The following is a 25,977-nucleotide window of genomic DNA, read 5'->3' on the forward strand; positions in this document are numbered from 1 at the left end:
GTTTTGGGGGGGCGGGTGTGTCCGGAAAAAAAGGGGGGAAGAAAAAACCCGGGGTGGGTGTGGCCCCGCATTCGCGAGCAAGCCCGCTCCCACACTTGAAGGTGACGTCTGCAAACAATGCGTCGTGGGCAATTTCGGCCTACCTTGTAGGATCCTGCCACATGTTGCCGTTTGGTGATCGCGAAAGCGGCACGTATGATGCATCCCAAACTCCTGCAGATTAGAAGCCTATGTCCCTGATAGTTCTACTGCTTCTGCCGTTTCTTGGCAGCTGTCTGGCGGCCTTGCTGCCGCACAACGCACGTAACACCGAATCCCTGCTGGCGGGCCTGGTGGCCCTGGTCGGCACCGTTCAAGTCGCCCTGCTCTACCCCCAGATCGCCCAGGGTGGCGTGATCCGCGAAGAATTCCTGTGGCTGCCCAGCCTAGGCTTGAACTTCGTGCTGCGCATGGACGGGTTCGCCTGGCTGTTCTCATTGCTGGTGCTGGGCATCGGCACGCTGGTGTCGCTGTATGCGCGTTATTACATGTCGCCGGATGACCCGGTGCCGCGCTTCTTCGCGTTTTTCCTGGCATTCATGGGCGCCATGCTCGGGCTGGTGATTTCCGGCAACCTGATCCAGATCGTGTTTTTCTGGGAGCTGACGAGCCTGTTCTCGTTCCTGTTGATCGGCTACTGGCACCACCGCGCCGATGCGCGCCGTGGCGCCTATATGGCGCTGATGGTCACCGGCGCCGGTGGTTTGTGCCTGCTGGCGGGCGTGATGTTGCTGGGGCATATCGTCGGCAGCTATGACCTGGACGCGGTACTCGCCGCGGGCGATGCGATTCGTGCCCATGCGCTGTACCCGGTGATGCTGGCCCTGGTGCTGATCGGCGCCTTGAGCAAAAGCGCGCAGTTCCCGTTCCACTTCTGGCTGCCCCACGCGATGGCGGCGCCCACGCCGGTGTCGGCCTACCTGCACTCGGCGACGATGGTGAAGGCCGGCGTGTTCCTGCTGGCCCGTCTGTGGCCGTCGCTGTCCGGCAGCGAAGAATGGTTCTATATCGTCGGCGGTGCCGGCGCCCTCACCCTGCTTCTCGGCGCCTATTGCGCCATCTTTCAGAACGACCTCAAGGGCCTGCTGGCCTATTCCACCATCAGCCACCTGGGGCTGATCACCTTGTTGCTGGGCCTCAATAGCCCGCTGGCCGCCGTGGCGGCGGTGTTCCATATCCTCAACCACGCGACGTTCAAGGCCTCGCTGTTCATGGCCGCCGGCATCATCGACCACGAAAGCGGCACCCGTGACATCCGCAAGCTCAGCGGCCTGATCAGGCTGATTCCATTTACCGCCACCCTCGCCATGGTGGCCAGTGCTGCAATGGCGGGCGTGCCGTTGCTCAACGGTTTCCTGTCCAAGGAAATGTTCTTCGCCGAGACGGTGTTCATCTCGTCCACGGCCTGGGTGGAATTCGCCCTGCCGGTGGTCGCCACCATCGCCGGCACGTTCAGCGTGGTCTACGCCCTGCGCTTTACGGTCGATGTGTTCTTCGGTCCCACCGCCACCAACCTGCCCCACACACCCCACGAGCCGCCGCGCTGGATGCGCGCGCCGGTCGAGTTGCTGGTGTTCACCTGCCTGCTGGTGGGCATCTTTCCGGCCCAGGTGGTCGGCTCGATCCTCGCCGCCGCCGCATTGCCTGTCGTTGGCGGTGTGCTGCCGGAGTACAGCCTGGCTATCTGGCACGGCTGGAACGCGCCGATGATCATGAGCCTGGTGGCCATGAGTTGCGGCGTGGTGCTCTACCTGCTGCTGCGCAAACAGCTCAAGCGCGGCCGCTTCAAATACCCGCCGCTGATCAGCTACTTCAACGGCAAGCGCGGCTTCGAGCGCTGCCTGGTGGTGATGATGCGCGGTGTACGCCGCATCGAAAAACGCATCAGCACCAAGCGCCTGCAGACCCAGCTGTTCCTGCTGGTGCTGGTGGCCGTCATCGGCGGCCTGATCCCGATGCTCAACAGTGGCCTCAGCTGGGGCGACCGGCCGAAGATCCCGGGCTCCATCGTGTTCGTCACCCTGTGGCTGCTGGCGATTGCCTGCGCCCTGGGCGCCGCCTGGCAAGCCAAGTACCACCGGCTGGCAGCCCTGACCATGGTCAGCGTGTGCGGCCTGATGACCTGCATCACCTTCGTGTGGTTCTCGGCACCGGACCTGGCACTCACCCAACTGGTGGTCGAAGTGGTCACCACCGTGCTGATCCTGCTGGGCCTGCGCTGGCTGCCACGGCGGATCGAAGAGGTCTCGCCGCTGCCAAACTCGCTGCGCAAGGCGCGTATCCGCCGGGTGCGTGACTTCCTGCTGGCCACCGTAGCGGGCGGCGGCATGGCGCTGCTGTCCTACGCGATGCTGACCCGCCAGACGCCCAACGACATTTCCTCGTTCTACTTGAGCCGCGCGCTGCCCGAAGGCGGCGGCAGCAACGTGGTGAACGTGATGCTGGTGGACTTCCGTGGCTTCGATACCCTGGGCGAAATCACCGTACTTGGCGCCGTGGCGCTGACGGTCTATGCACTGCTGCGGCGCTTCCGCCCGTCGAAAGAAAGCATGCAACTGCCCGCGCAACAGCGCCAGTTGGCGCCGGATGTGGCCACCGACCTGGTCAACCCGCGCCAGGCCAGCGACACCGCCCTGGGCTTCATGATGGTGCCGGCGGTGCTGGTGCGCCTGCTGCTGCCGATTGCGCTGGTGGTGTCGTTCTACTTGTTCATGCGCGGCCACAACCAGCCGGGCGGCGGCTTTGTCGCCGGCCTGGTGATGTCGGTGGCGTTCATCCTGCAATACATGGTGGCCGGCACGCAGTGGGTCGAGGCGCAGATGAGCCTGCGCCCCATGCGCTGGATGGGCTTCGGGCTGTTCTCGGCCACCCTTACCGGGCTCGGCGCGCTGTTTGTGGGCTACCCGTTCCTCACTACCCACACCTGGCATTTCAGCCTGCCGCTGCTGGGCGATCTTCACGTCGCCAGCGCGCTGTTCTTTGACGTCGGCGTGTACGCCATGGTCGTCGGCTCGACGTTGCTGATGCTCACCGCCCTCGGTCACCAGTCGGTGCGGGCCCATAAACCGAGCAACCAGGCCAAAGTGGTTGCCGCAACGGAAGGAGCCGCCTGATGGAAGAAGTCATCGCAATTGCCATTGGAGTCCTGGCGGCCTCCGGTGTGTGGTTGATCCTGCGGCCACGGACGTTCCAGGTGGTGATGGGCCTGTGCCTGTTGTCGTACGGGGTCAACCTGTTCATTTTCAGCATGGGCAGCCTGTTCATCGGCAAGGAGCCGATCATCAAGGATGGCGTGCCGCAAGACCTGCTCAACTACACCGACCCGCTGCCCCAGGCGCTGGTGCTCACGGCCATCGTGATCAGCTTCGCCATGACCGCCTTGTTCCTGGTGGTGCTGCTGGCCTCCCGGGGCCTGACCGGCACGGACCATGTGGATGGCCGGGAGCCTCGCGAATGACGTGGATGAATCAACTGATCGTCGCGCCGATCCTGCTGCCGCTGCTGACCGCCGCGCTGATGCTGATGCTCGGCGAGAAACACCGCCCGCTCAAGGCGCGCATCAACCTGTTCTCCAGCCTGATCGGCCTGGGTATCGCCGTGTTGCTGCTGTACTGGACGCAAAAAGGCGGGCCCGGTTCGATTGGCGTGTACCTGCCGGGCAACTGGCAGGTGCCGTTCGGCATCGTACTGGTGGTGGATCAACTGTCGGCACTGATGCTGGTACTCACCGGCATCATCGGCGTGAGCGCGCTGCTGTTCGCCATGGCCCGCTGGGACCGCGCGGGCACCAGCTTTCATGCGCTGTTCCAGGTGCAGATGATGGGCCTGTACGGCGCGTTCCTGACCGCCGACCTGTTCAACCTGTTCGTGTTCTTCGAAGTGCTGCTGGCAGCCTCCTATGGCTTGATGCTGCACGGGTCGGGCCGCGCGCGGGTGTCTTCCGGGCTGCATTACATCGCGATCAACCTGCTGGCGTCGTCGCTGTTTCTGATTGGCGCGGCGATGATCTACGGCGTCACCGGCACGCTGAATTTCGCTGACCTGGCGCTGAAAATCCCGTTGGTACCCGAGGCCGACCGCGGCTTGCTGCACGCGGGTGCGGCGATCCTCGCCACCGCGTTCCTGGCCAAGGCCGGCATGTGGCCGCTGAACTTCTGGCTGGCGCCCGCCTACTCCTCGGCCAGCGCGCCCGTGGCGGCGATGTTCGCGATCATGACCAAGGTCGGCGTGTACACCGTGCTGCGCCTGTGGACCCTGCTGTTCTCTGGCCAGGCCGGTGCATCGGCACTGTTTGGCGGCGATTGGCTGATCTATGGCGGCATGGCGACCATCATCTGCGCCGCGCTGGCGATGGTCGCGGCCCAGCGCCTGGAGCGCATGGCCAGCTTGAGTATCCTGGTATCGGCGGGGATCTTGCTGTCTGCCGTGGGTTTCGCCCAGCCGAGCCTGACCGCAGGGGCGCTGTTCTATCTGGTCAGCTCGACCCTGGCGTTGAGCGCGCTGTTCCTGCTGGCCGAACTGATCGAACGCTCGCGCTCGGCCAACGACTTGCCACTGGATGAGGAAATCGATGCGCTGCCCAAGGCCATGGAGTCCTTGCACCCACGGCCTGGTGTGAACCTCGACGATGAACAGCAAGCCGTGGTCGGCCAGGTGATCCCCTGGACCATGGCGTTCCTCGGCTTGAGCTTTATCGCCTGCGCGCTGCTGATCATCGGCATGCCGCCGCTGTCCGGATTCATCGGCAAGCTCAGCTTGCTGAGCGCACTGGTCAACCCGCTGGGCCTGGGCGTCAGCATCGATGCGCCCGTACGCCCGGCGGCCTGGGGGCTGGTGGCGTTGCTGATCCTTTCCGGCCTGGCCTCGTTGATCGCGTTCGCCCGCCTGGGGACTCAGCGGTTCTGGACCCCGGAGGAGCGCCCGTCGCCGTTGCTGCGGCGCTTTGAATGCGTGCCGATCTTCTTTTTGCTGGGCTTGAGTATCGCGCTGACGTTCAAGGCCGAACCGCTGTTGCGCTACACCCAGGCCACCGCCGAGAGCCTGAACAACCCTGAGCATTATGTGATGGCGGTGATGGCCACGCGGCCGATCCCGAGTCCCGAAGCCAAGGCCGCTGCGCTGGAGGTGCAACCATGAAGCGTCTGCTCCCTGCCCCATGGTTGTCGCTGGCGTTGTGGGTACTGTGGTTGGTGCTGAACCTGTCCGTGAGCCCCGGCAATCTGCTGCTGGGCGCGCTGTTGGGTTTTCTTGCGCCGCTGATGATGGCCCCGCTGCGGCCGCTGCCGATCCGCATCCGCCGCCCGGGCGTGATCATCCGTCTGTTCTTCCTGGTGGGCCGCGACGTGATCGTCTCCAACCTGCAAGTGGCCTGGGGCGTACTGCGCTGCGGCGCACGGCCTCCACGTTCACGCTTCATCAAGATCCCGCTGGATCTGCGCGACGCCAACGGCCTGGCCGCACTGTCGATGATCACCACAGTGATCCCCGGCACCATCTGGTCGGAACTGGCGCTGGACCGCAGCATTTTGCTGTTGCACGTATTCGACCTGGACGATGAAGCGCCGTTTATCGAGCACTTCAAGACCACCTACGAACGGCCCCTGATGGAGATCTTCGAATGAGCGCCCTGCTCTCCAATGCGATCCTGTTCAGCCTGTTCCTGTTCTCGCTGGCGATGGTGCTGACGCTCGTGCGCCTGTTCAAAGGGCCGTCGGCCCAGGACCGGGTCCTGGCGCTGGACTACCTGTACATCCTGGCGATGCTGATGATGCTGGTGCTGGGCATTCGCTACGCCAGTGACACCTACTTCGAAGCCGCGCTGCTGATCGCACTGTTTGGCTTCGTCGGCTCGTTTGCCCTGGCAAAATTCCTGTTGCGTGGCGAGGTGATCGAATGATGCCGTTATGGATGGAAATCGTGGTGGCCGTGCTGTTGGTGCTCAGCAGCGTGTTCGCCTTGCTGGGCGCGGTCGGATTGTTGCGCCTGAAGGACTTCTTCCAGCGCATGCACCCGCCGGCACTGGCGTCGACGTTGGGAGCGTGGTGCGTGGCGTTGGCGTCGATCATCTATTTTTCGGTGCTCAAGTCCGGGCCGGTGTTGCATGGGTGGTTGATACCGATCCTGTTGTCGATCACGGTGCCGGTGACCACGTTGTTGTTGGCGCGAACTGCGTTGTTCCGCAAGCGCATGGCGGGGGATGATGTGCCCGCCGAGGTCAGCAGCCGGCGCTGATAAACAGGTTCCTTTATCGAACAGAACCTCTGTGGTGAGTACCGTCAGACAAGAGATCGGATTCGCGACACTGCCCCCCAGGAACCCTGCGATGAGCAAAACCTACACCCCCGCCACCGCCGCAGCCGATGTCGAAACCACCCTCGCCTGGCTCGGCGGGCGCTGGAAGCTGATCATTCTGTTCCATCTGTTCGGCGGCCAGGTGCAGCGTTATTCCGACCTTGAGCGGCTGATCCCGGACATCTCGCAGAAGATGCTCGCCCAGCAATTGCGCCAACTCGAAGCCGATGGACTGGTGCAGCGCACGGTCTACCCGGTGGTGCCGCCAAAGGTGGAATACCGCATGACCGAGTGGGGCCAGAGCTTGTGCCCGGTGCTGGATGGCCTGCTCAAATGGCAGGTGGCCAAACCGGCGCTCTAGACCGTGGGTACGGTACCGCCGTCGATCACGTACTCGGTGCCGCTGATCGACGCGGCACGAGGCGAAACCAGGAAGGCGATCAGGTCCGCCACTTCCTGGGGTTTGGCGGGACGGCCAAGGGGAATGCCGCCCAGCGCCTGCATGATGATCTGCTTGCCACCTTCGTAATCGGTCCCGGCGTCCTCCGCCAGCCGTTCGGCGAGTGCCACCGAGGCATCCGTCTCCACCCAACCTGGCGAGACGCGCACGACCCGCACACCTTTGGGCGTGACCTCTTTCGACAGGCTCTTGCTGTAGGTCGACAATGCGGCCTTGGCAGCGGCATACGCGGTGGTCGACTCCGGCAACGGCAATTCGCGCTGGATCGAGGTCACATGAATGATCACCCCTGCCCCGCGCTCGACCATCCCCGGCAACAGCGCCCGGTCCACCCGCACCGCGGCCATCAGGTTCTGGTTCAACGCCCTGGACCACTGCTCATCGTCCAGCACCGCAAAACCACCGCCTGGGGCGCTGGAACCGCCCAGCACATTGACGATGATATCCACGCCGCCAAACCGCTCTTGCACCGCCGATGTAGCGCTCGCGCAACCGGCGGCGGTACCGAGGTCGGCGGCGATGAAATGCACACCTTCAGGTACTGCGTCCGTCGCCGAGCGTGCGACCGAAATCACCTGGGCACCCTGCTCATGCAATACCGCCATCACTGCCGCGCCGATGCCCTTGGTACCACCGGTGACCAACGCGCGAAGGCCTTTCAATCCGAGTTCAAAGCTCATGGAACCTGCTCCTGAGTAAACGAAGGCCTCAGGATAGGAACGGGATGGGCACGCCACAAGAACGCACGAAAAGGTAATGGGCTCACTGAAAAGTAAGGATGCGGATTCAGGGGGCTGCGTGGGAACGATCGGGCCTGGCGCTACAAGATCGTCGAACCGAATCGGCGCAAACGTGGCATCCAATGATCCAGGATGTCCGCCGACGCCACGATATGATGCGCCCGCCCGATCAATAGCCTGCGCGGCACAACGCCGATGTAGCGCGAATCATCGCTGTTGTCGCGATTGTCTCCCAGCATGAAGTAACTGTCGGCAGGCACCACCACCGGCCCGAAATTGCGCAGCGCCTGCACGGTCGGCATGAACTGCACCGTGCGCTGCCGGTTGGCGGCCAGCTCGTTCAGTTTGATCCCCGGCACCGTATGCCCCGGCACGATGGGCTCGCTGATGGCTTGTGCGTCGCTATAGGTGGCCGGCACACCGTTGACCCACAACACTTCGTCTTTCATTTCCAGAGTGTCACCGGGAATGCCGACGATGCGCTTGATCAGGCGGATACCGTCCTTGGGCGAAGAAAACGTCACCACATCGCCACGTTGGGGGTTATCAAGCTTGGCCAGGGAAATGTCGGTGAGCGGCACCTTGAGGTCATACGCCACGCGGTTGACCAGCACCACATCACCTTCGAGCAACGTTGGGCGCATGGAGCCGGAAGGGATCGGGTTCCAGTCCGCCAGGGAGGTACGGAAAATGCCGAAGCACAGCCAGAAAATGATTGCGTAACGGTAACGGATCAACCAACTTCGCATACATCCTCGCACGACAGAAAAGGGGCATCAGGGCAATTTCTCAGAGGCCCGGTTGTTGCACGCGAGGATTAAATCAACATTAGCGTCCACGCGCACTAAAAGGAGTTTTCGCCATGGATATCCAATGTTCGGTCTTCATCGCAACCAGCGTCGACGGTTTTATTGCCCGTCCGGACGGCGATATCGAATGGTTGCACCGACCCCGGTATCAAACCGCTGAGCTGAAGGGCGTGACCTATGAAAGCTATATCGCCACGGTGGATGCACTGGTGATGGGCCGTAAAACCCTGGAGAAAGTGCTGTCCTTTCCCGAGTGGCCCTATGAGGGTACGCCGGTCATTGCGCTCTCCCACCAGCCTCTGCAGATCCCTACGCACCTGGAGGACAAGGTCGAGTTGATGGCGGGAGACGTCACCTCCCTCGTGACGACGTTAGCCAAACGCGGTATGAAGCACCTCTATATCGACGGTGGCCAGACGATCCAGGCGTTTCTTGATGCGGGCCTGATCGACGAGTTGATCATCACGCGTATTCCGGTGTTGCTGGGAGAAGGGATTTCTTTGTTCAGCCAGGTGGGCAGCGAACATGAGCTGCGCCATGTCGGAACCTACGTGTCGGACAATGGTTTTGTTCAGAGCAGGTATGAGGTCGGCGACAAGCATTGAAGCGCAACCGGAATTGACCGATCGTTCCCACGCTCTGCGTGGAAATGCATCCTGTGACGCTCCGCGTCACGACTTCAAAAGCGGACGCGGAGCGTCCAGGGCGGTATTCCCACGCGGAGCGTGGGAACAATCACAATTTTGCTTTGCAAAAAAACGCCCCGAACCAGTCGGGGCGTTTTTCATTCAGCGTTTACCGATCAAGCCTGATCAGCCAACCGCCATGTCGTCCCGCCCTTCCCGTCTTCCAACACCACGCCCATGGCGGTGAGTTGGTCGCGGATGCGGTCGGATTCGGCCCAGTCCTTGTTGGCACGCGCCGTCAAACGCGCCTGGATCAGCGCGTCGACCTGTGCCGCATCCACACGCCCTTCGGCGCCGGCTTGCAGGAACTCGTCGGCTTCCAGTTGCAGAACCCCCAGCACGCTGGCCAGTTCTTTCAGACGCGCTGCCAAACCTGCCGCAGCATCGAGGTCGCTCTCGCGCAGGCGGTTGATCTCGCGCACCATCTCGAACAGCACGGCGCAGGCTTCCGGGGTGCCGAAGTCATCGTTCATCACTTCGGTGAAGCGAGCCACGAAGGCTTCGCCGCCGGCAGGCGCCACGGTCGGCAGGCCTTTCAATGCGTGGTAGAAACGCTCCAGGGCGGCCTTCGCGTCCTTGAGGTTGTCTTCCGAGTAGTTGATGGCACTGCGGTAGTGGCTGGACACCAGCAGGTAACGCACCACTTCCGGGTGGTACTTTTCCAGCACGTCGCGGATGGTGAAGAAGTTGTTCAAGGACTTGGACATCTTCTCGCCGTTGATGCGGATCATGCCGCAGTGCATCCAGGCATTGGCGTAGGTCTTGCCGGTGGCTGCCTCGCTCTGGGCGATTTCGTTTTCGTGGTGCGGGAACTCGAGGTCGCTGCCGCCGCCATGAATGTCGAAAGTCTCGCCCAGGCAGCAGGTGGACATCACCGAGCATTCGATGTGCCAGCCCGGACGGCCCGCGCCCCAGGGAGACTCCCAGCTCGGCTCGCCCGGCTTGGTGCCTTTCCACAGCACGAAGTCGAGGGGATCCTGCTTGGCTTCGTCCACTTCGATCCGTGCGCCGATGCGCAGGTCTTCGATCTTTTTGCGCGACAGCTTGCCGTAGCCCATGAACTTGGCGACGCGGTAGTACACGTCGCCGTTGCCCGGGGCGTAGGCGTAACCCTTGTCGATCAGGGTCTGGATCATCGCATGCATGCCAGGGATGTGGTCGGTGGCACGCGGCTCCATGTCCGGCTTCTTGATGTTCAGCCGCGCTTCGTCTTCGTGCATCGCGGCAATCATGCGCTCGGTCAAGGCTTCGAACGATTCACCGTTCTCGTTGGCCCGGTTGATGATCTTGTCGTCGATGTCGGTGATGTTGCGCACATAGGTCAGGTCATAACCGCTGAACCGCAGCCAGCGGGTCACCAGGTCGAAGGCCACCATGCTGCGGCCATGGCCCAGGTGGCAGTAGTCGTACACGGTCATGCCGCACACGTACATGCGCACCTTGTTGCCATCCAGCGGTTTGAAGACTTCTTTGGTCTTGCTGAGTGTGTTGTAGATCGTTAGCACAACGGCTTCCTTAGAGAATCACTGGCCCCACGAATCACGCAAGGTCACGGTACGGTTGAATACCGGACGACCGGGTTTCGAGTCCTTGATATCCGCGCAGAAGTAACCTTCGCGCTCGAACTGGAAACGGTCTTCCGGCTGTGCTTCGCCCAACGAGGGTTCGGCACGACAACCGGTGAGAACTTGCAGGGAGTCAGGGTTGATGTTGTCGAGGAAACTCGCGCTGTCTTCGGCCTTTTCAGGGTTCGGCGAACGGAACAGGCGATCGTACAAACGCACTTCGCATTCGATGCTGGCGGCCGCCGGCACCCAGTGGATCACGCCCTTGACCTTGCGGCCTTCCGGGTTCTTGCCCAGGGTGTCCGGGTCGTACGAGCAACGCAGCTCGACGATGTTGCCGTCGGCGTCCTTGATCGCTTCGTCGGCACGGATCACGTAGCTGCCGCGCAGGCGCACTTCGCCGTTCGGTTCCAGGCGCTTGTAGCCCTTTGGCGGCTCTTCCATGAAGTCATCGCGGTCGATGTAGATTTCACGGTCGAACGGCAGCTTGCGCACACCCAGCTCTTCTTTCTGCGGGTGACGCGGCAGTTCGAGGTGGTCGACCTGGCCTTCCGGGTAGTTGGTGATCACGACTTTCAGCGGACGCAACACGCACATGGCACGCGGCGCGTTGGCGTCGAGGTCCTGGCGGATGCTGAATTCGAGCATGCCGTAGTCGACCACGCCGTCGGAACGGTTGGTGCCGACCATTTCGCAGAAGTTGCGGATCGAAGCCGGGGTGTAGCCACGGCGGCGGAAACCCGACAGCGTCGACATGCGCGGGTCATCCCAGCCGTTCACATGTTTCTCGTCGACAAGCTGCTTGAGCTTGCGCTTGCTGGTGATGGTGTAGTTCAGGTTCAGGCGGCTGAACTCGTACTGACGCGGGTGCGCCGGCACCGGCAGGCTGTCCAGGAACCACTCGTACAGCGGGCGATGGCTTTCGAACTCCAGGGTGCAGATGGAGTGGGTGATGCCTTCGATGGCGTCCGACTGACCGTGGGTGAAGTCGTAGTTGGGGTAGATGCACCACTTGTCGCCCGTCTGGTGGTGATGGGCGTGGCGGATGCGGTACATGATCGGGTCGCGCAGGTTCATGTTCGGCGAGGCCATGTCGATCTTGGCGCGCAGCACGCGGGCGCCGTCCGGGAACTCGCCGGCGCGCATGCGGGCGAACCAGTCCAGGTTCTCCTCCACCGAGCGGTCGCGGAACGGGCTGTTCTTGCCCGGTTCGGTCAGGGTGCCACGGTATTCCTTGGCCTGCTCCGGGCTCAGGTCGTCCACATAAGCCTTGCCGGCCTTGATCAGCTCGACGGCCCAGTCGTGCAACTGGTCGAAATATTGCGAGGCATAGCGCACTTCACCGGACCATTCGAAGCCCAGCCATTTCACATCGCTTTCGATGGCGTCGATGTATTCCTGGTCTTCCTTGGCCGGGTTGGTGTCGTCGAAACGCAGGTGCGTAACGCCACCGAACTCCTGGGCCAGGCCGAAGTTCACACAGATCGACTTGGCGTGGCCGATGTGCAGGTAACCGTTGGGCTCTGGCGGAAAGCGGGTGACGATCTGCGTGTGCTTGCCCGAATCCAGGTCCGCCTGGATGATCGGGCGCAGGAAATTGACCGGGACGGCAGGTCCGGCCTTGGAATTCGAGGTAGGGTCGACAGTGGGCTTGCTCATAGGATCCTTGAACAGACAAGTACGTGGCCGGGCGGGGCCGACAAAACAAAGGGCTTATCATAGCTGATGCTGTCAAGCCGCTGACAGAGCGGGGCCAAAAACTGCTGCATTTAATGCACCGGTGGTAAAAAACCACCTCGAAATTCCTGCCGGTCACGCTAAACTGCGCGCCTTGGCCGTTGTTTCGCCAAACCGGTCGCGGCGTTCAGGCGCCCAAACCCACGAATTCCTTGAAAGAGAAAAGACCATGACTCAAGTCAAACTGACCACCAACCACGGTGAGATCGTCATCGAGCTGAACGCCGAGAAAGCGCCGATCACCGTCGCCAACTTCATCGAGTACGTGAACGCCGGCCACTACGAAAACACCATTTTCCACCGCGTCATCGGCAATTTCATGATCCAGGGCGGCGGTTTCGAGCCTGGCATGAAAGAGAAGAAAGACAAGCGCCCGAGCATCCAGAACGAAGCGGACAACGGCCTTTCCAACGACAAGTACACCGTTGCCATGGCCCGTACCATGGAGCCGCATTCGGCTTCGGCACAGTTCTTCATCAACGTGACCGACAACAGCTTCCTGAACCACAGCGGCAAGAACGTACAGGGCTGGGGCTACGCGGTATTCGGTAAAGTCACCGAAGGCACCGACGTCGTCGACAAGATCAAAGGCGTGCAGACCACCGGTAAAGCCGGTCACCAGGACGTTCCGGTAGAAGACGTGATCGTCGAGAAAGCCGAGATCATCTAAGCGTGATACTGCTTATTTCAGATTTGCATCTGGAAGAGGAACGCCCGGACATTACCCGGGCGTTTCTGGATCTGCTCCACGGCCGCGCCCGTGGCGCCCAGGCGTTGTACATTCTGGGCGACTTCTTCGAAGCCTGGATCGGCGACGATGGCATGACCCCCTTCCAGCGCTCCATCTGCGAGGCTCTGCGTGAGCTGAGCGACAGCGGCACCCCGATTTTCATCATGCACGGCAACCGGGACTTCCTGATCGGCAAGGCGTTCTGCAAAGCGGCAGGTGCCACCTTGCTCAAGGACCCCAGTGTCGTGCAACTGTACGGCGAGCCGGTATTGTTGATGCACGGCGACAGCCTGTGCACCCGCGACGTCGGCTATATGAAGCTGCGGCGCACCCTGCGCAACCCCATCGTCCTGTTCATCCTGCGTCACCTGCCCCTGCGCACCCGCCACAAGCTGGCGCGCAAGCTGCGCAGTGAAAGCCGTGCGCAGACGCGCATGAAGACCAATGACATTGTCGATGTGACTGCCGAGGAAATCCCTCGGATAATGCAGCAGTTCGGCGTGCGCACCCTGGTCCACGGCCATACTCACCGCCCGGCCATCCATAAATTGCAGATTGGCGACCAGGCGGCCAAGCGCATTGTGCTGGGCGACTGGGACAAACAGGGCTGGGCATTGCAGGTGGACGAGCAAGGCTTCCAGTTGGCAGCGTTTGATTTTGTGAACCCGCAGCTGGCGCTGCCTGGGGCCTGAGTCACAAACGCAGCAATGATCAAACTGTGGGAGCTGGCTTGCCTGCGATACAGACACCTCGGAGCTTCAGATATACCGAGGTGATGCTATCGCAGGCAAGCCAGCTCCCACAGGGATCGAGTACACCCTTTAGTGGCCGGACGCTTCCGGCCCGGCCTTGGCACCAAACGGCGGCTTGGCCAGCCACACCAGCAGAATCAACCCCATGAACATCCACCCCAGCAGCGTGAAGTAGTCCACCGTGGACATCATGTACGCCTGGCTGGTGAGGATCTGGTCCAGTTGCTCATACGCCTTGTGCCCGGCCCCGCCCAGGGAATTCAGCGCATCGCGGGTGGCGGAATCGTACACGCTCATGTGCTCGCTCATATAGGCATGGTGCTGGTCCGCCCGGCGAATCCAGATCCAGGTGGTGAGCGAGGCCGCGAAGCTGCCGCCCAGGGTCCGCAGGAAAGTCGCCAGGCCCGCGCCGTCGGCAATCTGGTGCGGCGGCAAGTCGGACATCAGGATGCTCAAGGTCGGCATGAAGAACAGCGCCACGCCAATGCCCATGAACAACTGCACCAGCGCGATGTGCTGGAAGTCCACTTCATTGGTGAACCCGGCGCGCATGAAGCAACTCAGGCCCATCGCCAGGAACGCCAGGCCCGCCAGCAAACGCAGGTCCACCTTGTTGGCGTACTTGCCGACAAAGGGTGACATGAACACCGGCAAGATCCCCATCGGCGCCACCGCCAACCCCGCCCAGGTCGCGGTGTAGCCCATGCGGGTCTGCAGCCACTGGGGCAGGATCAGGTTGATGCCGAAGAACGCCGCGTAACCGAGGATCAGCACGATGGTGCCGATGCGGAAGTTGCGGTAGGCGAACAGCCGCAGGTTGACCACCGGGTGCCGGTCAGTCAGCTCCCAGATCACGAAGAACGCCAGGGCCACCGCCGCGACCAGCGCGCCGATGATGATGAAGTTCGACTCGAACCAGTCCAGGTCGTTGCCTTTGTCGAGGATCACCTGCAAGGCACCGACGCCGATGATCAGGCTGATCAGCCCCATGTAGTCCATGGGCTGCGGATTGGTCACCACTGGGCGTTTCTTCAGTTGCGAACGCACCACCATCACCGCGAAGACACCGATGGGCACGTTGATGAAGAAGATCCAGGGCCAGCTGTAGCTGTCGGTGATCCAGCCACCGAGAATCGGCCCGGCAATCGGCGCCACCACCGTGACCATCGCCAGCAGTGCCAGGGCCATGCCACGCCTCGCCGGCGGATACACCGCGATCAACAGGGTTTGCGTCATCGGGTACAACGGCCCCGCCACCAACCCTTGCAGCACCCGAAAACCGATCAGCTCGGGCATGGAGGTGGACACGCCGCACATGAACGAGGCCAGCACGAACAGCATGGTCGCCCACAAAAACAGTTTCACCTCACCAAAACGCCGGCTCAACCAACCGGTCAACGGCAAGGCGATCGCGTTGCTTACCGCAAACGAAGTAATGACCCAGGTGCCCTGCTCCGAACTCACGCCCAGGTTGCCGGATATGGTCGGCAATGCCACGTTGGCGATGGTGGTGTCGAGCACCTGCATGAACGTCGCCAGCGACAGGCCGATGGTGGCCATCAGCAAGCTTGGCGGCGTGAAGGACGCGGGGGCGTTGGCGCTCATCAGCGTTGCACAGCCTTGGGAGCGGCGATGCTGTTGTCATGGATCAACTGGGTAATCATGGCATCGGCTTCGGCCAGTTGGCGGTCATACACGTTGGTGGTGAACGAGGCTTTTTGTGGCGGCTGTTGTGCCAGCACCGGGCCACTCTGGTCGTGCAGGTCCACGTTGACCACGGTGCTCAAGCCCACGCGCAGGGGGTTCTTGGCCAGCTCATCGGCGTTGACATGGATGCGCACCGGCACCCGTTGCACGATCTTGATCCAGTTACCGGTGGCGTTCTGTGCCGGCAGCAGGGCAAACGCGCTGCCGGTACCGGCGCCGAGGCTGTCGACGGTGCCGCTGAACTTCACATCGCTGCCGTAGATGTCCGCTTCAATATCGACGGGCTGGCCGATGCGCATGTTGCGCAGCTGGGTTTCCTTGAAGTTGGCATCGATCCACAGCTGATTCAGCGGGATCACCGCCATCAACGCGGTGCCCGGCTGCACACGCTGGCCCAGTTGCACCGTACGTTTGGCCACGTAGCCGGTCACCGGTGCGATCAGGGTGCTGCGCGCATTCGCCAGGTAGGCCTGGCGCAGTTGTGCGGCGGCGGCTTGCACGTCGGGGTGCGAGGTGATCACCGTGTCATCCACCAGGGCATTGGTGGTTTTCAGTTGTTGCTCGAGGTTGGTCAGGGCGTTTTTCGCCGAGGTCAGGCTGTCGCGGGCGTGGGACAACTCCTCAAGGGAAATCGCGCCGCCCTGGGCCAGGGTTTTGCGGCGGTTGTAATTGTCCTGGGCGGTTTGCACTTCGGCCTTCTGCGCGTTGACCTGAGCCTTCATCCCATCGACGTTGCTGTACAAGCCGCGCACCTGGCGCACGGTGCGGGCCAGGTTGGCCTGGGCACTTTGCAGGCCGACGGCGGCGTCGTTCGGGTCGAAGTTGACCAGCACCTGGCCTTCATGGACCAGGTCGCCATCATCGGCGCCAATGCTGACCACGGTTCCGGTGACCAACGGCGTGATTTCCACCACGTTGCCGTTCACATAGGCGTCGTCGGTGCTCTCGCTGAAGCGCCCGTAGAATTCATACCAACCCCACACGCCCACGGCGCCGAGGATGACGATCAGCGCCAGGCCCAGCAGCATCACTTTGCGTTTGCGCGGGTTGTTGTCGCTGGGTTGTTCTGTTGCGTTGTTGCTGGCGGCAGTGGCCATGACAAATACCTCGAATTATTCCGTGCGAGTGGCTGGGCGGGTCGTGGTCGCGGCCACGTTGTCGGCGTTGAAACCGCCCCCCAGGGCTTGCATCAATTGAATCGACAGATCGACCTGCCCGGCATTGAGGGTCGCCAGCTGGCGCTGGGCCTGCAGCAATTGCTGCTCAATGCTGAGCACGTCCAGGTAATTACCGATACCTGAGCCGTAACGCTGAACCACGGTGTCGTACGACTGCTGGGCGATGTCCGTGGCGTGCTGCTGGGCCTGGATCTGTCGACCGGTTTCGCGCAGTTGTGAAAGGGTGTTGCCGATATCCCCCAGCGCTTGCACCAGGGTTTTGTTGTACTGGGCCACGGCCAGGTCGTAATCGGCGTCGCGGGCGTCGAGGTCGGCACGCAAGCGGCCGCCGTCGAAAATCGGCAACGAGATCGTCGGCGCGATGTTGAAGAAGCGGCTGGCCGAACCAAACATCGCATCCCCCAGCAACGACTCGGCCCCGGCGCTCGCGCTCAGGTTGAGGTTGGGGTAGAAGCGCGTCTTGCTTGCGGTGATGTTCTTGCCTGCGGCTTCGACGCGCCAGCGCGCGGCGATCAGGTCCGGACGACGGCCCAGCAGTTCGGCCGGCAACACCGAGGGCACGGCGACGGCACTGGGTTGCAACACCGTGGGCCGGGCCAGTTCGCCGCCGCGATCCGGGCCTTTGCCGAGCAATACCGCCAGGGCAATCCTGGCGCTCTGCAATTGCTTGTCCGCGTCGATCAACTGCGACTGGGCGCTGGCTTCCAGGCTTTCGGTCTGCTGGTACTGGTACTGACTGTCGATGCCCGAACTCAGGCGACGCTTGCCCAAGTCGAGCAGTTGCTGGGTGCGCTTGAGGTCGTCATTGGCCAGGTCGCGCACGATATGGGCCTGGCCCAGGTCGCTGTAGGCCTTGGCCACGTTGGCGGCCAGGGTCAGACGCGCGGCCTGCTGGTCGATTTCGGCGGCGCGGGCCTCACCCAGCGCGGCTTCCCAGGCGGCGCGCTGGCCACCCCAGAGGTCGAAGTTGTAATTGAAGCTGGCGCCGATGTTGCGCACGGTGGAGTACGCATCGCCCTGCCCCTGCGGGTCCTGGTCCCGGGCCAGGCGCGAACGGCTCACGCCGGCGCTGGCATCCACGGTCGGCAGGCGCGCGGCGTTGGCCGCATAGGCGGCGGCTTCGGCCTGGTGGGCACGGGCACTGGCCACTTGCATGTCGGGGCTGTTTTGCAGGGCTTCCTGAATCAGGCCGTCCAACTGCGGGTCGCCGAGACGCTTCCACCAGTCGGCGCTGGGCCAGGCCGCCGGCGACAGGGTCACGCCGCTCAGGGATTTTCCGGTTTGCAGGGTATTGGCGTCGAGGCGCCGGCCCTGGGTGTCGAGGCCACTGAAGTTGGCGCAACCGGCCATGCTCATGGCCACCAGTATTAGGCTAAGGGCACGTGTGTTCATGCTTGACCTACCCGCTGGATGACGATGGCGTCACCGGCTGCTACCAGAATTTTCGTGAGGATGTCTTGCAGGGCTTGCAACTCGCCGGGCTCCAGGGCACCGGCCAGGTCGTTCATCGACTGCGCACCGATGGTCGGCAGCATGTCGGCCAGACGCTGGCCCTCTTCGGTCAGCACCAGTCGGACCTGGCGACGGTCCTGCTCGGAACGCTGGCGCGCCAGCAGGCCTTTTTGCTCCAGGCGGTCGAGCATGCGGGTCATGGAGCCGCTATCCAGAGACAGGTTGCGGCACAGTTCGGCGGGGGTGTCGACGTCGAACTGGGCCACGATGATCAACACCTTGAACTGCGCGGCAGTGACGCCGTACGGCTCCATATGGGTGTCGATGATGCGATCCTTGAGCAAGGCCGCGCGTCCCAGCAGCAGGCCGAGATGACAGTTGCGGAAGTTGTCAGGGGTGAAGTGTTTCATCGGAAGTCACCTTATTACTGCCTAGGCAGTGAATGTATGACAAGATATTACTGCTTAGGCAGAGGATGTCAAATGGAATGATTAGGTTGCTTGGTAAATAGTGGAATCTTGAATTGGAATGCAAACCAATGTGGGAAGGGGCTTGCCCCCGATAGCAGTGGGTCAGCAACAAATTAGCTGACTGATCCACCGCTATCGGGGGCAAGCCCCCTCCCACATTTTGGTCCCAGTAAGGCTTAGAAATCCCGCTTATAGAAAATATCCAGTGAACTGGCCACGCCACTCGCCACTTCCAGGTACACCTTCTTGCTCAACAAATACCGCAAGGCAATGGTGCTGGCGGGTTCGAACACCCCCACTCCGTAACGCAGGCTGAGTTTTTCGGTGATCTTGCCGCTGGCCACCACGGCGGTGTTGGTGCCGCTGCCCTGGGTGTCGAGGTCGAAGTCCTGGATCCCCAGTTTGTTGGCAAGGTCCGAGGTCACGCCGGCACTGCCCATCAATCCCAGGCCGAGGGCGGCCTGGGCGAGCATGTTGTTGTCTTCACCCGTGGAGTTCAGCGGTCGTCCCAACACCAGGTAGGACAGCGCCTGCTCCTGGCTCATGGCCGGTTCGGAGAAGATTTGCGTGGTGGGCTGCTCGGCACTGCCGCTCAGGCGGATACCGGCGATCACATCGTCGGTCTTGCGGATGGCTTCGATGTCCAGATACGGCTGATCCAGCGGCCCGGCGAACAACAGCCGCGCGCGGCGCACGTCGAGTTTCTGCCCGTAGGCGCGGTAGCGGCCATCGTTGAGCCACAGCTCGCCACGGGTATCGAGGTTATCGCCAATATGCACGTGGCCCTGGACCTTGGCGGTCAGGCCGAAACCGGAGAAGTTGAGCTTGTCTTCGCCCACCGCCACGTCGATATCCATCGCCATGGCCATCGGCGGCTTGCCCTCCTCGGTCTGACTGCCGACGATCACCGTGTCATCGGACACCTTGACGGTCGACGGCGGCAACTCACGCACGGTGATGTCGCCGCGCGGGATCTGCACCTTGCCGGCAATGGCCAGCTTGTCGTCCTTGAGGGTGATTTTCAGGTCGGGCGCCACTTCCAGCACAGCGTAAGGCTCCACCGTCACCGGCAACTGCGAACCTTGCAGGCTGAGGTCCACCACCGTGGCCTGGCCCCAGTCGATACGGCCCTTGAGACTGCCCTGCCCGGCCTTGCCACTGCGCCAGCCGCCGTCGAGGTTCACGCTTTCACCGGCGATCAGCGCCTGCACATTCAAGGCTTCCAGGCTGATGGGCAACTCGGGGCCTGAGACTTCGCCGCCGACCAGGTTCACGTTGCCGTTGACCTGGGGCGCCAGCAGTCCACCGGAAATACGACCACTGCCGTTGAGCTTGCCGTTGAGTTTTTCCACCATCGGCACAAACGGTCGCGCCACCGCCAAGTCCAGGCCGGTCAGGTTGAAATTGCCGGTGATCGGCTTGTTTTTCGGCAACGGGTTGATCTGCGCCTGCAACATCAGCTCGCCGAGCTTGCCGCCATGGAAGTTCAGTTGGGTGTCGATGCGCTTGGGGTTCAGGGTGGTTTCCAGCTTCAGCGTGTCGTAGGGAAAATCCAGCCACTGGTCCTTGTCCTTGACGCGCAGCGTACCGCCGCTGGCATCCACCGCCACCAGGCCTTTGGGACCACTGTTCGGCAAATCGAGTTGCACGTCGGCGTTGAGCTTGCCCTGCCAGGCGAAGTCCTTGGGCAAGAAGGCCGCCAGGCTGTCGATGGGGAACTGTTTGAGGTGATAACGCAGCTTCGGCTCGGGCATCAGGCGCTGGTCTTCACCGCACAGGCTGGCGGGGCCGGACACCCAGCAATGCGCGGCAAAGGTCAGCTTGCCATCGGCCAGCCGCTCGATCTTGGCCGGGGCTTGCAGCTTCCAGTCCTGGCCACCGGCCTGAACATCGCCACTGGCCAGGCGCCCGCGCCAATTGCCTTTGTCGAGATTGCCATCCAGCGCCAGGGCGAGCTTGACCAGCGGACCGGCCAAGTCCAGTTGGACTTTCTGGTTTTTGATATCCCCCTGGGCGCTGGCGGTCAGGGTGCCGACCTGGGTATCGCCGGCCTGGATGCCACCGCCTTTCAAGTCGATCCTGGCGCGCTGTGCACTGTCGAGGGTGGCGTCCAGCGTCAGGTTTTGCAGGCGATTGTCGGCAAACGCCAGTTGCTGGCCCTTGAGATCGAGTTTGCCCTGGGGCGCCTTGAGGCTTCCGGCCACGTCGAGTCGACCGTTGACCTGCCCGCGCAATTGCGGCCACAGCTGGGCCAGGCGCGCCAGCTTGATATCGATCTGCCCGGCCAGGCGTTGTTGCAGGCTGCCACTGCCGTTGATGCGGTTATCACCCAGGCGGATATCCAGGTTGGCCAGGGTCCATTGCTCACCCGCGCCTTCGGCCTTGGCCGCCAGCACGGCAGTTTGCCCGCGCAGACGGCCCTTGAGGTCGAGATCGGCGTTGAGCTTGAGTTGCTCGTTCTTGAACTCACCCTTGCTGCGCAGCGGCCCGGCCAGGGTGCCGGGCAACTCCGCCACCCAGTACGCCGGGTTCAGCGCTGACAGGTCCAGCGCGGTGTCCCAGGCGATGCCATCGGCGAACTGCACGTTGAGGTGGCCTTCGGCCTTGCCTTGGCCAGCCGTGAGTTTCAGCTCGGGCAGGAAGATTTGCTTGAGGTCGCCGCTGAACGGCGTCACCACATTGAACTTGCCCGCCGGGCCATCGAGATCGGCCTTGAGGTTGCCCAGGTAGTTGCCATCCTTGTAGGAAATCTCACCAGTGAAGGTACGCAACGCCACCTGCGGCTCGTCGATCACCGGGTACAGGCGGTGCCAGGGGAAATCCAGCCAATCGATTTTGGCGTCGGCGCTGAAGCCTTGTTGCCAGTCCAGGTTGGCGCTGAGCTTGAGGCTTTGTTGATCGCCGGCCTTCAAGTCCAGCCCGGCGATCTGCGCGCCCCTGGCGTCGACCTTGCCTTGCAGCAGCAGGTCGACCGGGCCTTTCTCTGCGGGCAGTACGGCCTTGCCGAGCAGTTGGTAGCCGTTGCTCAAGTCACCTTTGGCGGTAAGGTCCAGCTGATTGAGTTGCAGGGTGTCGGGCAGATCGGCGTCAGGCTTGAAGCCGTCGGCGGTGATACGCAGCTGGGCCGGGAGGTTTTCCACCAGGGGTTGCAGCTCGCCGCTGAGTTTGGCCGGCAAGTAGCCACTGCTGTCAGCGTCGAGTTTGAGGGTCTTGAGCAGGTCGCCGTCGATGTTCAACGCGACTTTCCATGGAGCGCCGCCGGGAGCATATGGCAGGTCCAGGTGGCCAGTGGCGGCCAGCGGCCAGTTTCCGTTGGGTTGCAGCAGGCCGGCGAGGTCCAGTACCAGACCGTCCCGTTGCAGGTGCACCGAGTCGATCTGCATACCGGCGGCCGTCCAATGTGCCGCCAATTGCAGGCCCTTGAGCGCTTCAGTGCCGTTGAACAGCAGGCTACCGACACGAACGTCACCCAGCTGGATAGCAACCGGCAGTTTCAAATCGGGCAGTTGGATCGGGCCGCTGCTCTCTTCCGTACCTGGAGGGAATTGCAGGCTGACCTGCTCCACGTCCAGTCGGTTGATACACAAGGTCATGCGCAACAGGCACGCGGGCGACCAATCGAACGTGGGCGCCTGGAGTTCGACGCGGCTGCTGTCCTGTTGCCACAGCAGATGATCGGCGTGCCATTGGCCGCCCAGACGGCCCTGGAAATTCTCGACGCTCAATCCCGGTACCTGACCCAGGGCCCAGCGGCTGCCGGCCTGGCTGCCGAGTACGGCCCACAGCGTCAGCAATAACAGCGCGAGAGCCGCCGCCATGGCCAGCCCCACTATTTTCAAACCGCGCATCACAGCTCAGGCCCCATGGAAAAGTGCAAACGAATGCCGCCCGGATCTTCGAGGGCATGGGCCAGGTCGAGGCGAATCGGGCCGACCGGGGACACCCAGCGGATACCCACGCCCACGCCGGTCTTCAGGCTGGGCATTTCCAGGGTGTTGAACGAGTTGCCCTGGTCGATGAAGGTCGCGATTCGCCACTTTTCGGCGATGGAATATTGATACTCGGCGCTCAGGGCGACCATGTAGCGGCCGCCGATGCGGTCACCCCGGTCGTTCTCCGGCGACAGCGTCTGGTACTCGTAGCCGCGCACGCTCTGGTCGCCACCGGCGAAGAAGCGCAACGAAGGCGGCACCGACTGGTAGCCATTGGTGGCGCTGCCACCCACCTGGGCCCGTGCGAGGAAGCGGTGATTGTCCCACAACGTCGTCAGACCTTTGACCATGGCGGTGCCATAAAGCAGGTTGGTGTCGGAGCCCAACCCTTCCTTGGCCACCTTGGTGTCGAATTGCAGGCGATAGCCGTTGTGGGGGTCGATGCGGTTGTCGCTGCGCAGGTAGGAATAGCTCACCCCCGGCATCACCAGGTTGCTCAGGCCCGAATCGTTGCCCAGGCGGTATTCTTCGCGCTGGTACTTCAGGGAAATCACACGGGTCCAGCCGCTGGGCAGCTTGCTGTGCCATTCCGGGCCGACGGTGAGCAACTTGCTCAGGGTGTCGGTGTTGGCGATTTCTTCGTTCTGGTAACCGCCGGCAAAGCGCAGTTTGTCGGTGAGCGGCGGGTCCAGCGGAATGTCGTACCACAGGCCGACGTTCTGGCGTGGCGCAGACAGTTCCGCCTCCCAACCGTAGCTATGGCCCTGGGGATTGACCCAGTGGCGGGTCCAATTGGCTTTGCCGCGCGGGCCGACGTCGGTGGAAAAGCCCAGGCCCAGCCCCATGGTGCGCGGCTTGCGGGTTTCCAGGCGCACGGCCACCGGGATCACGTCCTGGGTAGCGGCAGCGGGCGCGGCGTCCACGCGCACGCCTTCGAAGAAACCGCTGGCTTGCAGGTTCTGGTTGAGTTCGGCGATCAGTTCCGAGTCGTAGGGCGTGCCGCTCTTGAACGGCACCATGCGTTGCAGCAGGTCTTCGTCGAAGGGCGTGTCGCCGGCAAAGCTGACCTTACCGAGGGTGTAGCGCGGACCGCTGTCATAGATGAGTTCGATATCGGCAACGCCCGCCTGCGGGTCTACCGAGAGTTGCTGGCGGGTAAAGCGCCCGCCGAAGAAACCATAGCGCGAGGCCTGGTTCTGGATCAGACGCTTGGCGTCTTCGTAATGACCGTGGTTGAGCACGGCACCGGGTTTGAGGTCGTCGCTGGCGGGCACGCGAAAACTTTTGAGGTTCGCGGCCTGGCCGTCGACCCGAATGGTCACGTTGCGTAAATGCACCGGTTCGCCGGGGTCGATGGTGAGGATCAAGCGCGGGTTCTTGCCGCCCTTCACATCGCTTTCGATCTGTGGCTGATAGAAACCCAGGGCCTGGGCAGCCTTGCGCGCCTGCTCCTCGGCGCCACGGCTGAACCGCAGCAAGGCTTCTTCATCACGATCGCCCACTCCGCCGATGTAGCCTTCGATGTTGGCTTTCAACGCGTCGTTCGAGGGCTTGATGCGCACGTCCAGTTCGCTTTGCGCCAAAGCGCCGCAGCTTGTGAACAGCAGAATCAAGCCGCTGGTAAATCTTCCTGATAACTTCATGGCCGGGAATGCTACACGAGCGGGGAAGACTCTTTGAACCGGGATTTGTCTGAATAATTCTGTCTAAACCGTTGCACCCTGTAACCGCTGGGGGTTGGGATGGAAAAACACATGCTCCAGCACCGGCCCCACGGCAACTTCGCCAACCTCCTCATACCCTTGGCGTTTGTAGAACTCCAGGTAGCGTGAGTTGCCAGTATCCAGAACCACCCCGGAAGAATGCGGGTCTTCCGCGCACCAGTTGTGCACCGCCTCCAGCAGTTGCTCACCGTAATGCTTGCCCTGGAATTGCGGATGAATGCCGAGCAGCGGCAATACATGCACCGATTCGCTGGGCAGGCATGCCAGCACTGCGTGATGGTAATCGAGGTAGCGCCGCGTACCGCGCACGCCGGTGCTGAGCCACATGCGCAATTGCCAGGCCCAGCTTTCGGTGATCCCCAGGCGCCGTTGCGGCGGGGCGATCAGGGCGATGCCGATCAACCGGTCATTGACCAGCAGGCCGATGGCCGGCAGGTTCTGGAAGAAATGCTGCTTGACCAGTTCACGCACCGTGGCGCGCACCCGCTGTTCGTACCCCGGGCGCTCGGCTTCGAAGATGTACGCGAAGGTCGGCTCGTGGCGGTAGGCCTGGTACAACAGCGAACGGGCCTCGCGGGAATAGCCGCTGTCTAGCAGGTGAATCTGGGCAATGGCGGTCGAAGTGTCAGGCATGCGGTCAATCTCCCTGGGCGCCCCTGAAAGAGAGGGCGTTCTTATGGGTACGAACTTGCACAGCACGAGTCGTTCCCAGACCTTAGCAGCGCAACTGCCCTGCCGCCACGCTGGCTCCCGTCCGACTTGTCGGCTAGCATCGCCCTTTTGCCAGACTGGACTGCCGACCATGAAAATCGTCTCTTTCAATATCAACGGGCTGCGCGCCCGCCCTCATCAGCTGGCGGCGCTGATTGAAAAGCATCAGCCGGACGTCATCGGTTTGCAGGAAACCAAGGTCCACGACGATCAGTTCCCTTTGGCCGAAGTACAGGCCTTGGGCTATCACGTGTACTACCACGGCCAGAAAGGCCACTACGGCGTGGCCCTGCTCTCGCGCAACGAAGCGCTGAGTGTGCACAAAGGTTTCGCCAGCGATGAAGAAGACGCCCAGCGCCGCTTTATCTGGGGCACCTTTGCCGACGCGAACGGCCAGCCGATTACCGTGATGAACGGCTACTTTCCCCAGGGTGAAAGCCGCGACCACCCCACCAAATTCCCGGCCAAGCAGCGTTTCTACGAAGACCTGCAACAGTTGCTGGAAAGCCAGTTCAGCAATGAACAGGCGCTGGTGGTGATGGGCGACGTGAACATTTCCCCGGAAGACATCGACATCGGCATCGGCGCCGACAACGCCAAACGTTGGCTGAAGACCGGCAAGTGCAGCTTTCTGCCCGAAGAACGCGAGTGGATGGCCCGCCTGAAGAATTGGGGCCTGGTGGACAGCTTCCGTCACCTGAACCCGGAGGTGGCCGATCGTTTCAGCTGGTTCGACTACCGCAGCCGCGGTTTCGAGGACGAGCCCAAGCGCGGCCTGCGCATTGACGTGATCCTGGCCTCGAATGGCCTGGTGTCGCGAGTCAAGGACGCCGGGGTGGATTACGAACTGCGCGGTTTGGAGAAGCCGTCGGATCATGCGCCGATCTGGCTCGAGCTGAGCTGAAATACAACTCAATGGGAGCTGGCTTGTGTGGGAGCGGGCTTGCTCGCGAAAGCGTTGCATCCATCCCCCACCTTTCCACCTACCCCCCCT

At 62.4% G+C, this 25,977-nt stretch carries 22 protein-coding genes; 11 read left to right on the forward strand and 11 right to left on the reverse strand.

Annotated features, from left to right (window positions below; genetic code table 11):
- Positions 1-230: 230 nt before the first annotated feature.
- The 7 genes from ACW9IB_RS25785 (at position 231) to ACW9IB_RS25815 (ending at position 6,691) form a co-directional block, all read left to right on the forward strand.
- Positions 231-3,152: a monovalent cation/H+ antiporter subunit A gene (locus tag ACW9IB_RS25785; protein ID WP_457415975.1), complete on the forward strand. Its 2,922-nt coding sequence runs from the start codon at positions 231-233 to the stop codon at positions 3,150-3,152.
- The gene (locus tag ACW9IB_RS25790) at positions 3,152-3,496 is read left to right on the forward strand and encodes a Na+/H+ antiporter subunit C (protein ID WP_057007546.1); all 345 of its coding nucleotides are present in this window, start codon (positions 3,152-3,154) and stop codon (positions 3,494-3,496) included. Before ACW9IB_RS25785 ends, ACW9IB_RS25790 begins: the two co-directional genes overlap by 1 nt.
- Positions 3,493-5,175, forward strand: coding sequence for a monovalent cation/H+ antiporter subunit D (locus ACW9IB_RS25795; RefSeq protein WP_457366913.1), 1,683 nt, complete (start codon positions 3,493-3,495; stop codon positions 5,173-5,175). Before ACW9IB_RS25790 ends, ACW9IB_RS25795 begins: the two co-directional genes overlap by 4 nt.
- Entirely contained in the window at positions 5,172-5,660 is a 489-nt protein-coding gene (locus ACW9IB_RS25800; RefSeq protein ID WP_457415976.1) for a Na+/H+ antiporter subunit E, read from the forward strand. Before ACW9IB_RS25795 ends, ACW9IB_RS25800 begins: the two co-directional genes overlap by 4 nt.
- Positions 5,657-5,935: a K+/H+ antiporter subunit F gene (locus tag ACW9IB_RS25805; RefSeq protein WP_003211751.1), complete on the forward strand. Its 279-nt coding sequence runs from the start codon at positions 5,657-5,659 to the stop codon at positions 5,933-5,935. Before ACW9IB_RS25800 ends, ACW9IB_RS25805 begins: the two co-directional genes overlap by 4 nt.
- A complete protein-coding gene (locus ACW9IB_RS25810; protein ID WP_457366915.1) occupies positions 5,932-6,270 on the forward strand; it encodes a Na+/H+ antiporter subunit G in 339 nt (112 codons plus the stop codon). The genes ACW9IB_RS25805 and ACW9IB_RS25810 overlap by 4 nt, the downstream gene beginning before the upstream one ends.
- Before the next feature lie 91 nt (positions 6,271-6,361).
- On the forward strand, positions 6,362-6,691 hold the full coding sequence (locus ACW9IB_RS25815) for a winged helix-turn-helix transcriptional regulator (RefSeq protein ID WP_457366916.1): 330 nt from the start codon (positions 6,362-6,364) through the stop codon (positions 6,689-6,691).
- On the opposite strand, the gene ACW9IB_RS25820 is transcribed toward ACW9IB_RS25815, so the two are convergent.
- Positions 6,688-7,470 (reverse strand): SDR family oxidoreductase, encoded by a 783-nt coding sequence (locus ACW9IB_RS25820; RefSeq protein ID WP_457415977.1) that lies wholly within the window; start codon positions 7,468-7,470, stop codon positions 6,688-6,690. The genes ACW9IB_RS25815 and ACW9IB_RS25820 overlap by 4 nt on opposite strands.
- A gap of 140 nt (positions 7,471-7,610) precedes the next feature.
- Entirely contained in the window at positions 7,611-8,279 is a 669-nt protein-coding gene (gene lepB, locus ACW9IB_RS25825) for a signal peptidase I (protein WP_457415978.1), read from the reverse strand.
- A gap of 113 nt (positions 8,280-8,392) precedes the next feature.
- On the opposite strand from lepB, the gene ACW9IB_RS25830 reads away from it, so the two are divergent.
- Entirely contained in the window at positions 8,393-8,944 is a 552-nt protein-coding gene (locus ACW9IB_RS25830; protein ID WP_457415979.1) for a dihydrofolate reductase family protein, read from the forward strand.
- 197 nt (positions 8,945-9,141) lie between these two features.
- On the opposite strand, the gene cysS is transcribed toward ACW9IB_RS25830, so the two are convergent.
- Positions 9,142-10,530 carry a cysteine--tRNA ligase gene (gene cysS / locus ACW9IB_RS25835; protein WP_457366920.1) on the reverse strand — a complete coding sequence of 463 codons (1,389 nt, stop codon included), beginning with the start codon at positions 10,528-10,530 and terminating at the stop codon, positions 9,142-9,144.
- Positions 10,531-10,548: 18 nt separating this feature from the next.
- Complete coding sequence (locus ACW9IB_RS25840) at positions 10,549-12,249, reverse strand: glutamine--tRNA ligase/YqeY domain fusion protein (RefSeq protein ID WP_457366921.1); 1,701 nt, start codon at positions 12,247-12,249, stop codon at positions 10,549-10,551.
- A 247-nt stretch (positions 12,250-12,496) separates the two neighbouring features.
- Between ACW9IB_RS25840 and ACW9IB_RS25845 the strand changes: the two genes are divergently transcribed.
- Positions 12,497-12,997 (forward strand): peptidylprolyl isomerase, encoded by a 501-nt coding sequence (locus ACW9IB_RS25845; RefSeq protein WP_457366922.1) that lies wholly within the window; start codon positions 12,497-12,499, stop codon positions 12,995-12,997.
- 2 nt (positions 12,998-12,999) lie between these two features.
- Positions 13,000-13,749, forward strand: a complete 750-nt coding sequence (lpxH, locus tag ACW9IB_RS25850) for a UDP-2,3-diacylglucosamine diphosphatase (RefSeq protein WP_457415980.1) — start codon at positions 13,000-13,002, stop codon at positions 13,747-13,749.
- A gap of 129 nt (positions 13,750-13,878) precedes the next feature.
- Here the strand turns inward: lpxH and ACW9IB_RS25855 are convergent, their stop codons facing one another.
- From ACW9IB_RS25855 to ACW9IB_RS25885, 7 genes are all read right to left on the reverse strand, one after another.
- On the reverse strand, positions 13,879-15,414 hold the full coding sequence (locus ACW9IB_RS25855; RefSeq protein ID WP_457366924.1) for a DHA2 family efflux MFS transporter permease subunit: 1,536 nt from the start codon (positions 15,412-15,414) through the stop codon (positions 13,879-13,881).
- Complete coding sequence (locus ACW9IB_RS25860; protein WP_457366925.1) at positions 15,414-16,613, reverse strand: efflux RND transporter periplasmic adaptor subunit; 1,200 nt, start codon at positions 16,611-16,613, stop codon at positions 15,414-15,416. The genes ACW9IB_RS25855 and ACW9IB_RS25860 overlap by 1 nt, the downstream gene beginning before the upstream one ends.
- 15 nt (positions 16,614-16,628) lie before the next feature.
- The gene (locus tag ACW9IB_RS25865) at positions 16,629-18,086 is read right to left on the reverse strand and encodes an efflux transporter outer membrane subunit (protein WP_457415981.1); all 1,458 of its coding nucleotides are present in this window, start codon (positions 18,084-18,086) and stop codon (positions 16,629-16,631) included.
- Positions 18,083-18,556 (reverse strand): MarR family winged helix-turn-helix transcriptional regulator, encoded by a 474-nt coding sequence (locus ACW9IB_RS25870; RefSeq protein WP_457366927.1) that lies wholly within the window; start codon positions 18,554-18,556, stop codon positions 18,083-18,085. The genes ACW9IB_RS25865 and ACW9IB_RS25870 overlap by 4 nt, the downstream gene beginning before the upstream one ends.
- A 236-nt stretch (positions 18,557-18,792) precedes the next feature.
- Positions 18,793-22,464, reverse strand: a complete 3,672-nt coding sequence (locus ACW9IB_RS25875; protein WP_457415982.1) for a translocation/assembly module TamB domain-containing protein — start codon at positions 22,462-22,464, stop codon at positions 18,793-18,795.
- Positions 22,464-24,191: an autotransporter assembly complex protein TamA gene (locus ACW9IB_RS25880; RefSeq protein WP_457415983.1), complete on the reverse strand. Its 1,728-nt coding sequence runs from the start codon at positions 24,189-24,191 to the stop codon at positions 22,464-22,466. Before ACW9IB_RS25880 ends, ACW9IB_RS25875 begins: the two co-directional genes overlap by 1 nt.
- A gap of 63 nt (positions 24,192-24,254) precedes the next feature.
- Positions 24,255-24,905 (reverse strand): GNAT family N-acetyltransferase, encoded by a 651-nt coding sequence (locus ACW9IB_RS25885; RefSeq protein WP_457366930.1) that lies wholly within the window; start codon positions 24,903-24,905, stop codon positions 24,255-24,257.
- A gap of 169 nt (positions 24,906-25,074) precedes the next feature.
- Between ACW9IB_RS25885 and xthA the strand changes: the two genes are divergently transcribed.
- On the forward strand, positions 25,075-25,887 hold the full coding sequence (xthA, locus tag ACW9IB_RS25890) for an exodeoxyribonuclease III (RefSeq protein ID WP_457366931.1): 813 nt from the start codon (positions 25,075-25,077) through the stop codon (positions 25,885-25,887).
- Positions 25,888-25,977 lie beyond the last annotated feature (90 nt).

It is taken from the genome of Pseudomonas sp. SDO524_S393, assembly GCF_054071875.1.

Excerpts from the sequence above, each read along its gene's own strand:
- ACW9IB_RS25785 (WP_457415975.1), top strand. The coding sequence starts at position 231 with ATGTCCCTGATAGTTCTACTGCTTCTGCCGTTTCTTGGCAGCTGTCTG.
- ACW9IB_RS25790 (WP_057007546.1), top strand. The coding sequence starts at position 3,152 with ATGGAAGAAGTCATCGCAATTGCCATTGGAGTCCTGGCGGCCTCCGGT.
- ACW9IB_RS25795 (WP_457366913.1), top strand. The coding sequence starts at position 3,493 with ATGACGTGGATGAATCAACTGATCGTCGCGCCGATCCTGCTGCCGCTG.
- ACW9IB_RS25800 (WP_457415976.1), top strand. The coding sequence starts at position 5,172 with ATGAAGCGTCTGCTCCCTGCCCCATGGTTGTCGCTGGCGTTGTGGGTA.
- ACW9IB_RS25805 (WP_003211751.1), top strand. The coding sequence starts at position 5,657 with ATGAGCGCCCTGCTCTCCAATGCGATCCTGTTCAGCCTGTTCCTGTTC.
- ACW9IB_RS25810 (WP_457366915.1), top strand. The coding sequence starts at position 5,932 with ATGATGCCGTTATGGATGGAAATCGTGGTGGCCGTGCTGTTGGTGCTC.
- ACW9IB_RS25815 (WP_457366916.1), top strand. The coding sequence starts at position 6,362 with ATGAGCAAAACCTACACCCCCGCCACCGCCGCAGCCGATGTCGAAACC.
- ACW9IB_RS25820 (WP_457415977.1), bottom strand. The coding sequence starts at position 7,470 with ATGAGCTTTGAACTCGGATTGAAAGGCCTTCGCGCGTTGGTCACCGGT.
- lepB (WP_457415978.1), bottom strand. The coding sequence starts at position 8,279 with ATGCGAAGTTGGTTGATCCGTTACCGTTACGCAATCATTTTCTGGCTG.
- ACW9IB_RS25830 (WP_457415979.1), top strand. The coding sequence starts at position 8,393 with ATGGATATCCAATGTTCGGTCTTCATCGCAACCAGCGTCGACGGTTTT.
- ACW9IB_RS25840 (WP_457366921.1), bottom strand. The coding sequence starts at position 12,249 with ATGAGCAAGCCCACTGTCGACCCTACCTCGAATTCCAAGGCCGGACCT.
- ACW9IB_RS25845 (WP_457366922.1), top strand. The coding sequence starts at position 12,497 with ATGACTCAAGTCAAACTGACCACCAACCACGGTGAGATCGTCATCGAG.
- ACW9IB_RS25855 (WP_457366924.1), bottom strand. The coding sequence starts at position 15,414 with ATGAGCGCCAACGCCCCCGCGTCCTTCACGCCGCCAAGCTTGCTGATG.
- ACW9IB_RS25860 (WP_457366925.1), bottom strand. The coding sequence starts at position 16,613 with ATGGCCACTGCCGCCAGCAACAACGCAACAGAACAACCCAGCGACAAC.
- ACW9IB_RS25865 (WP_457415981.1), bottom strand. The coding sequence starts at position 18,086 with ATGAACACACGTGCCCTTAGCCTAATACTGGTGGCCATGAGCATGGCC.
- ACW9IB_RS25870 (WP_457366927.1), bottom strand. The coding sequence starts at position 18,556 with ATGAAACACTTCACCCCTGACAACTTCCGCAACTGTCATCTCGGCCTG.
- ACW9IB_RS25875 (WP_457415982.1), bottom strand. The coding sequence starts at position 22,464 with ATGCGCGGTTTGAAAATAGTGGGGCTGGCCATGGCGGCGGCTCTCGCG.
- ACW9IB_RS25880 (WP_457415983.1), bottom strand. The coding sequence starts at position 24,191 with ATGAAGTTATCAGGAAGATTTACCAGCGGCTTGATTCTGCTGTTCACA.
- ACW9IB_RS25885 (WP_457366930.1), bottom strand. The coding sequence starts at position 24,905 with ATGCCTGACACTTCGACCGCCATTGCCCAGATTCACCTGCTAGACAGC.
- xthA (WP_457366931.1), top strand. The coding sequence starts at position 25,075 with ATGAAAATCGTCTCTTTCAATATCAACGGGCTGCGCGCCCGCCCTCAT.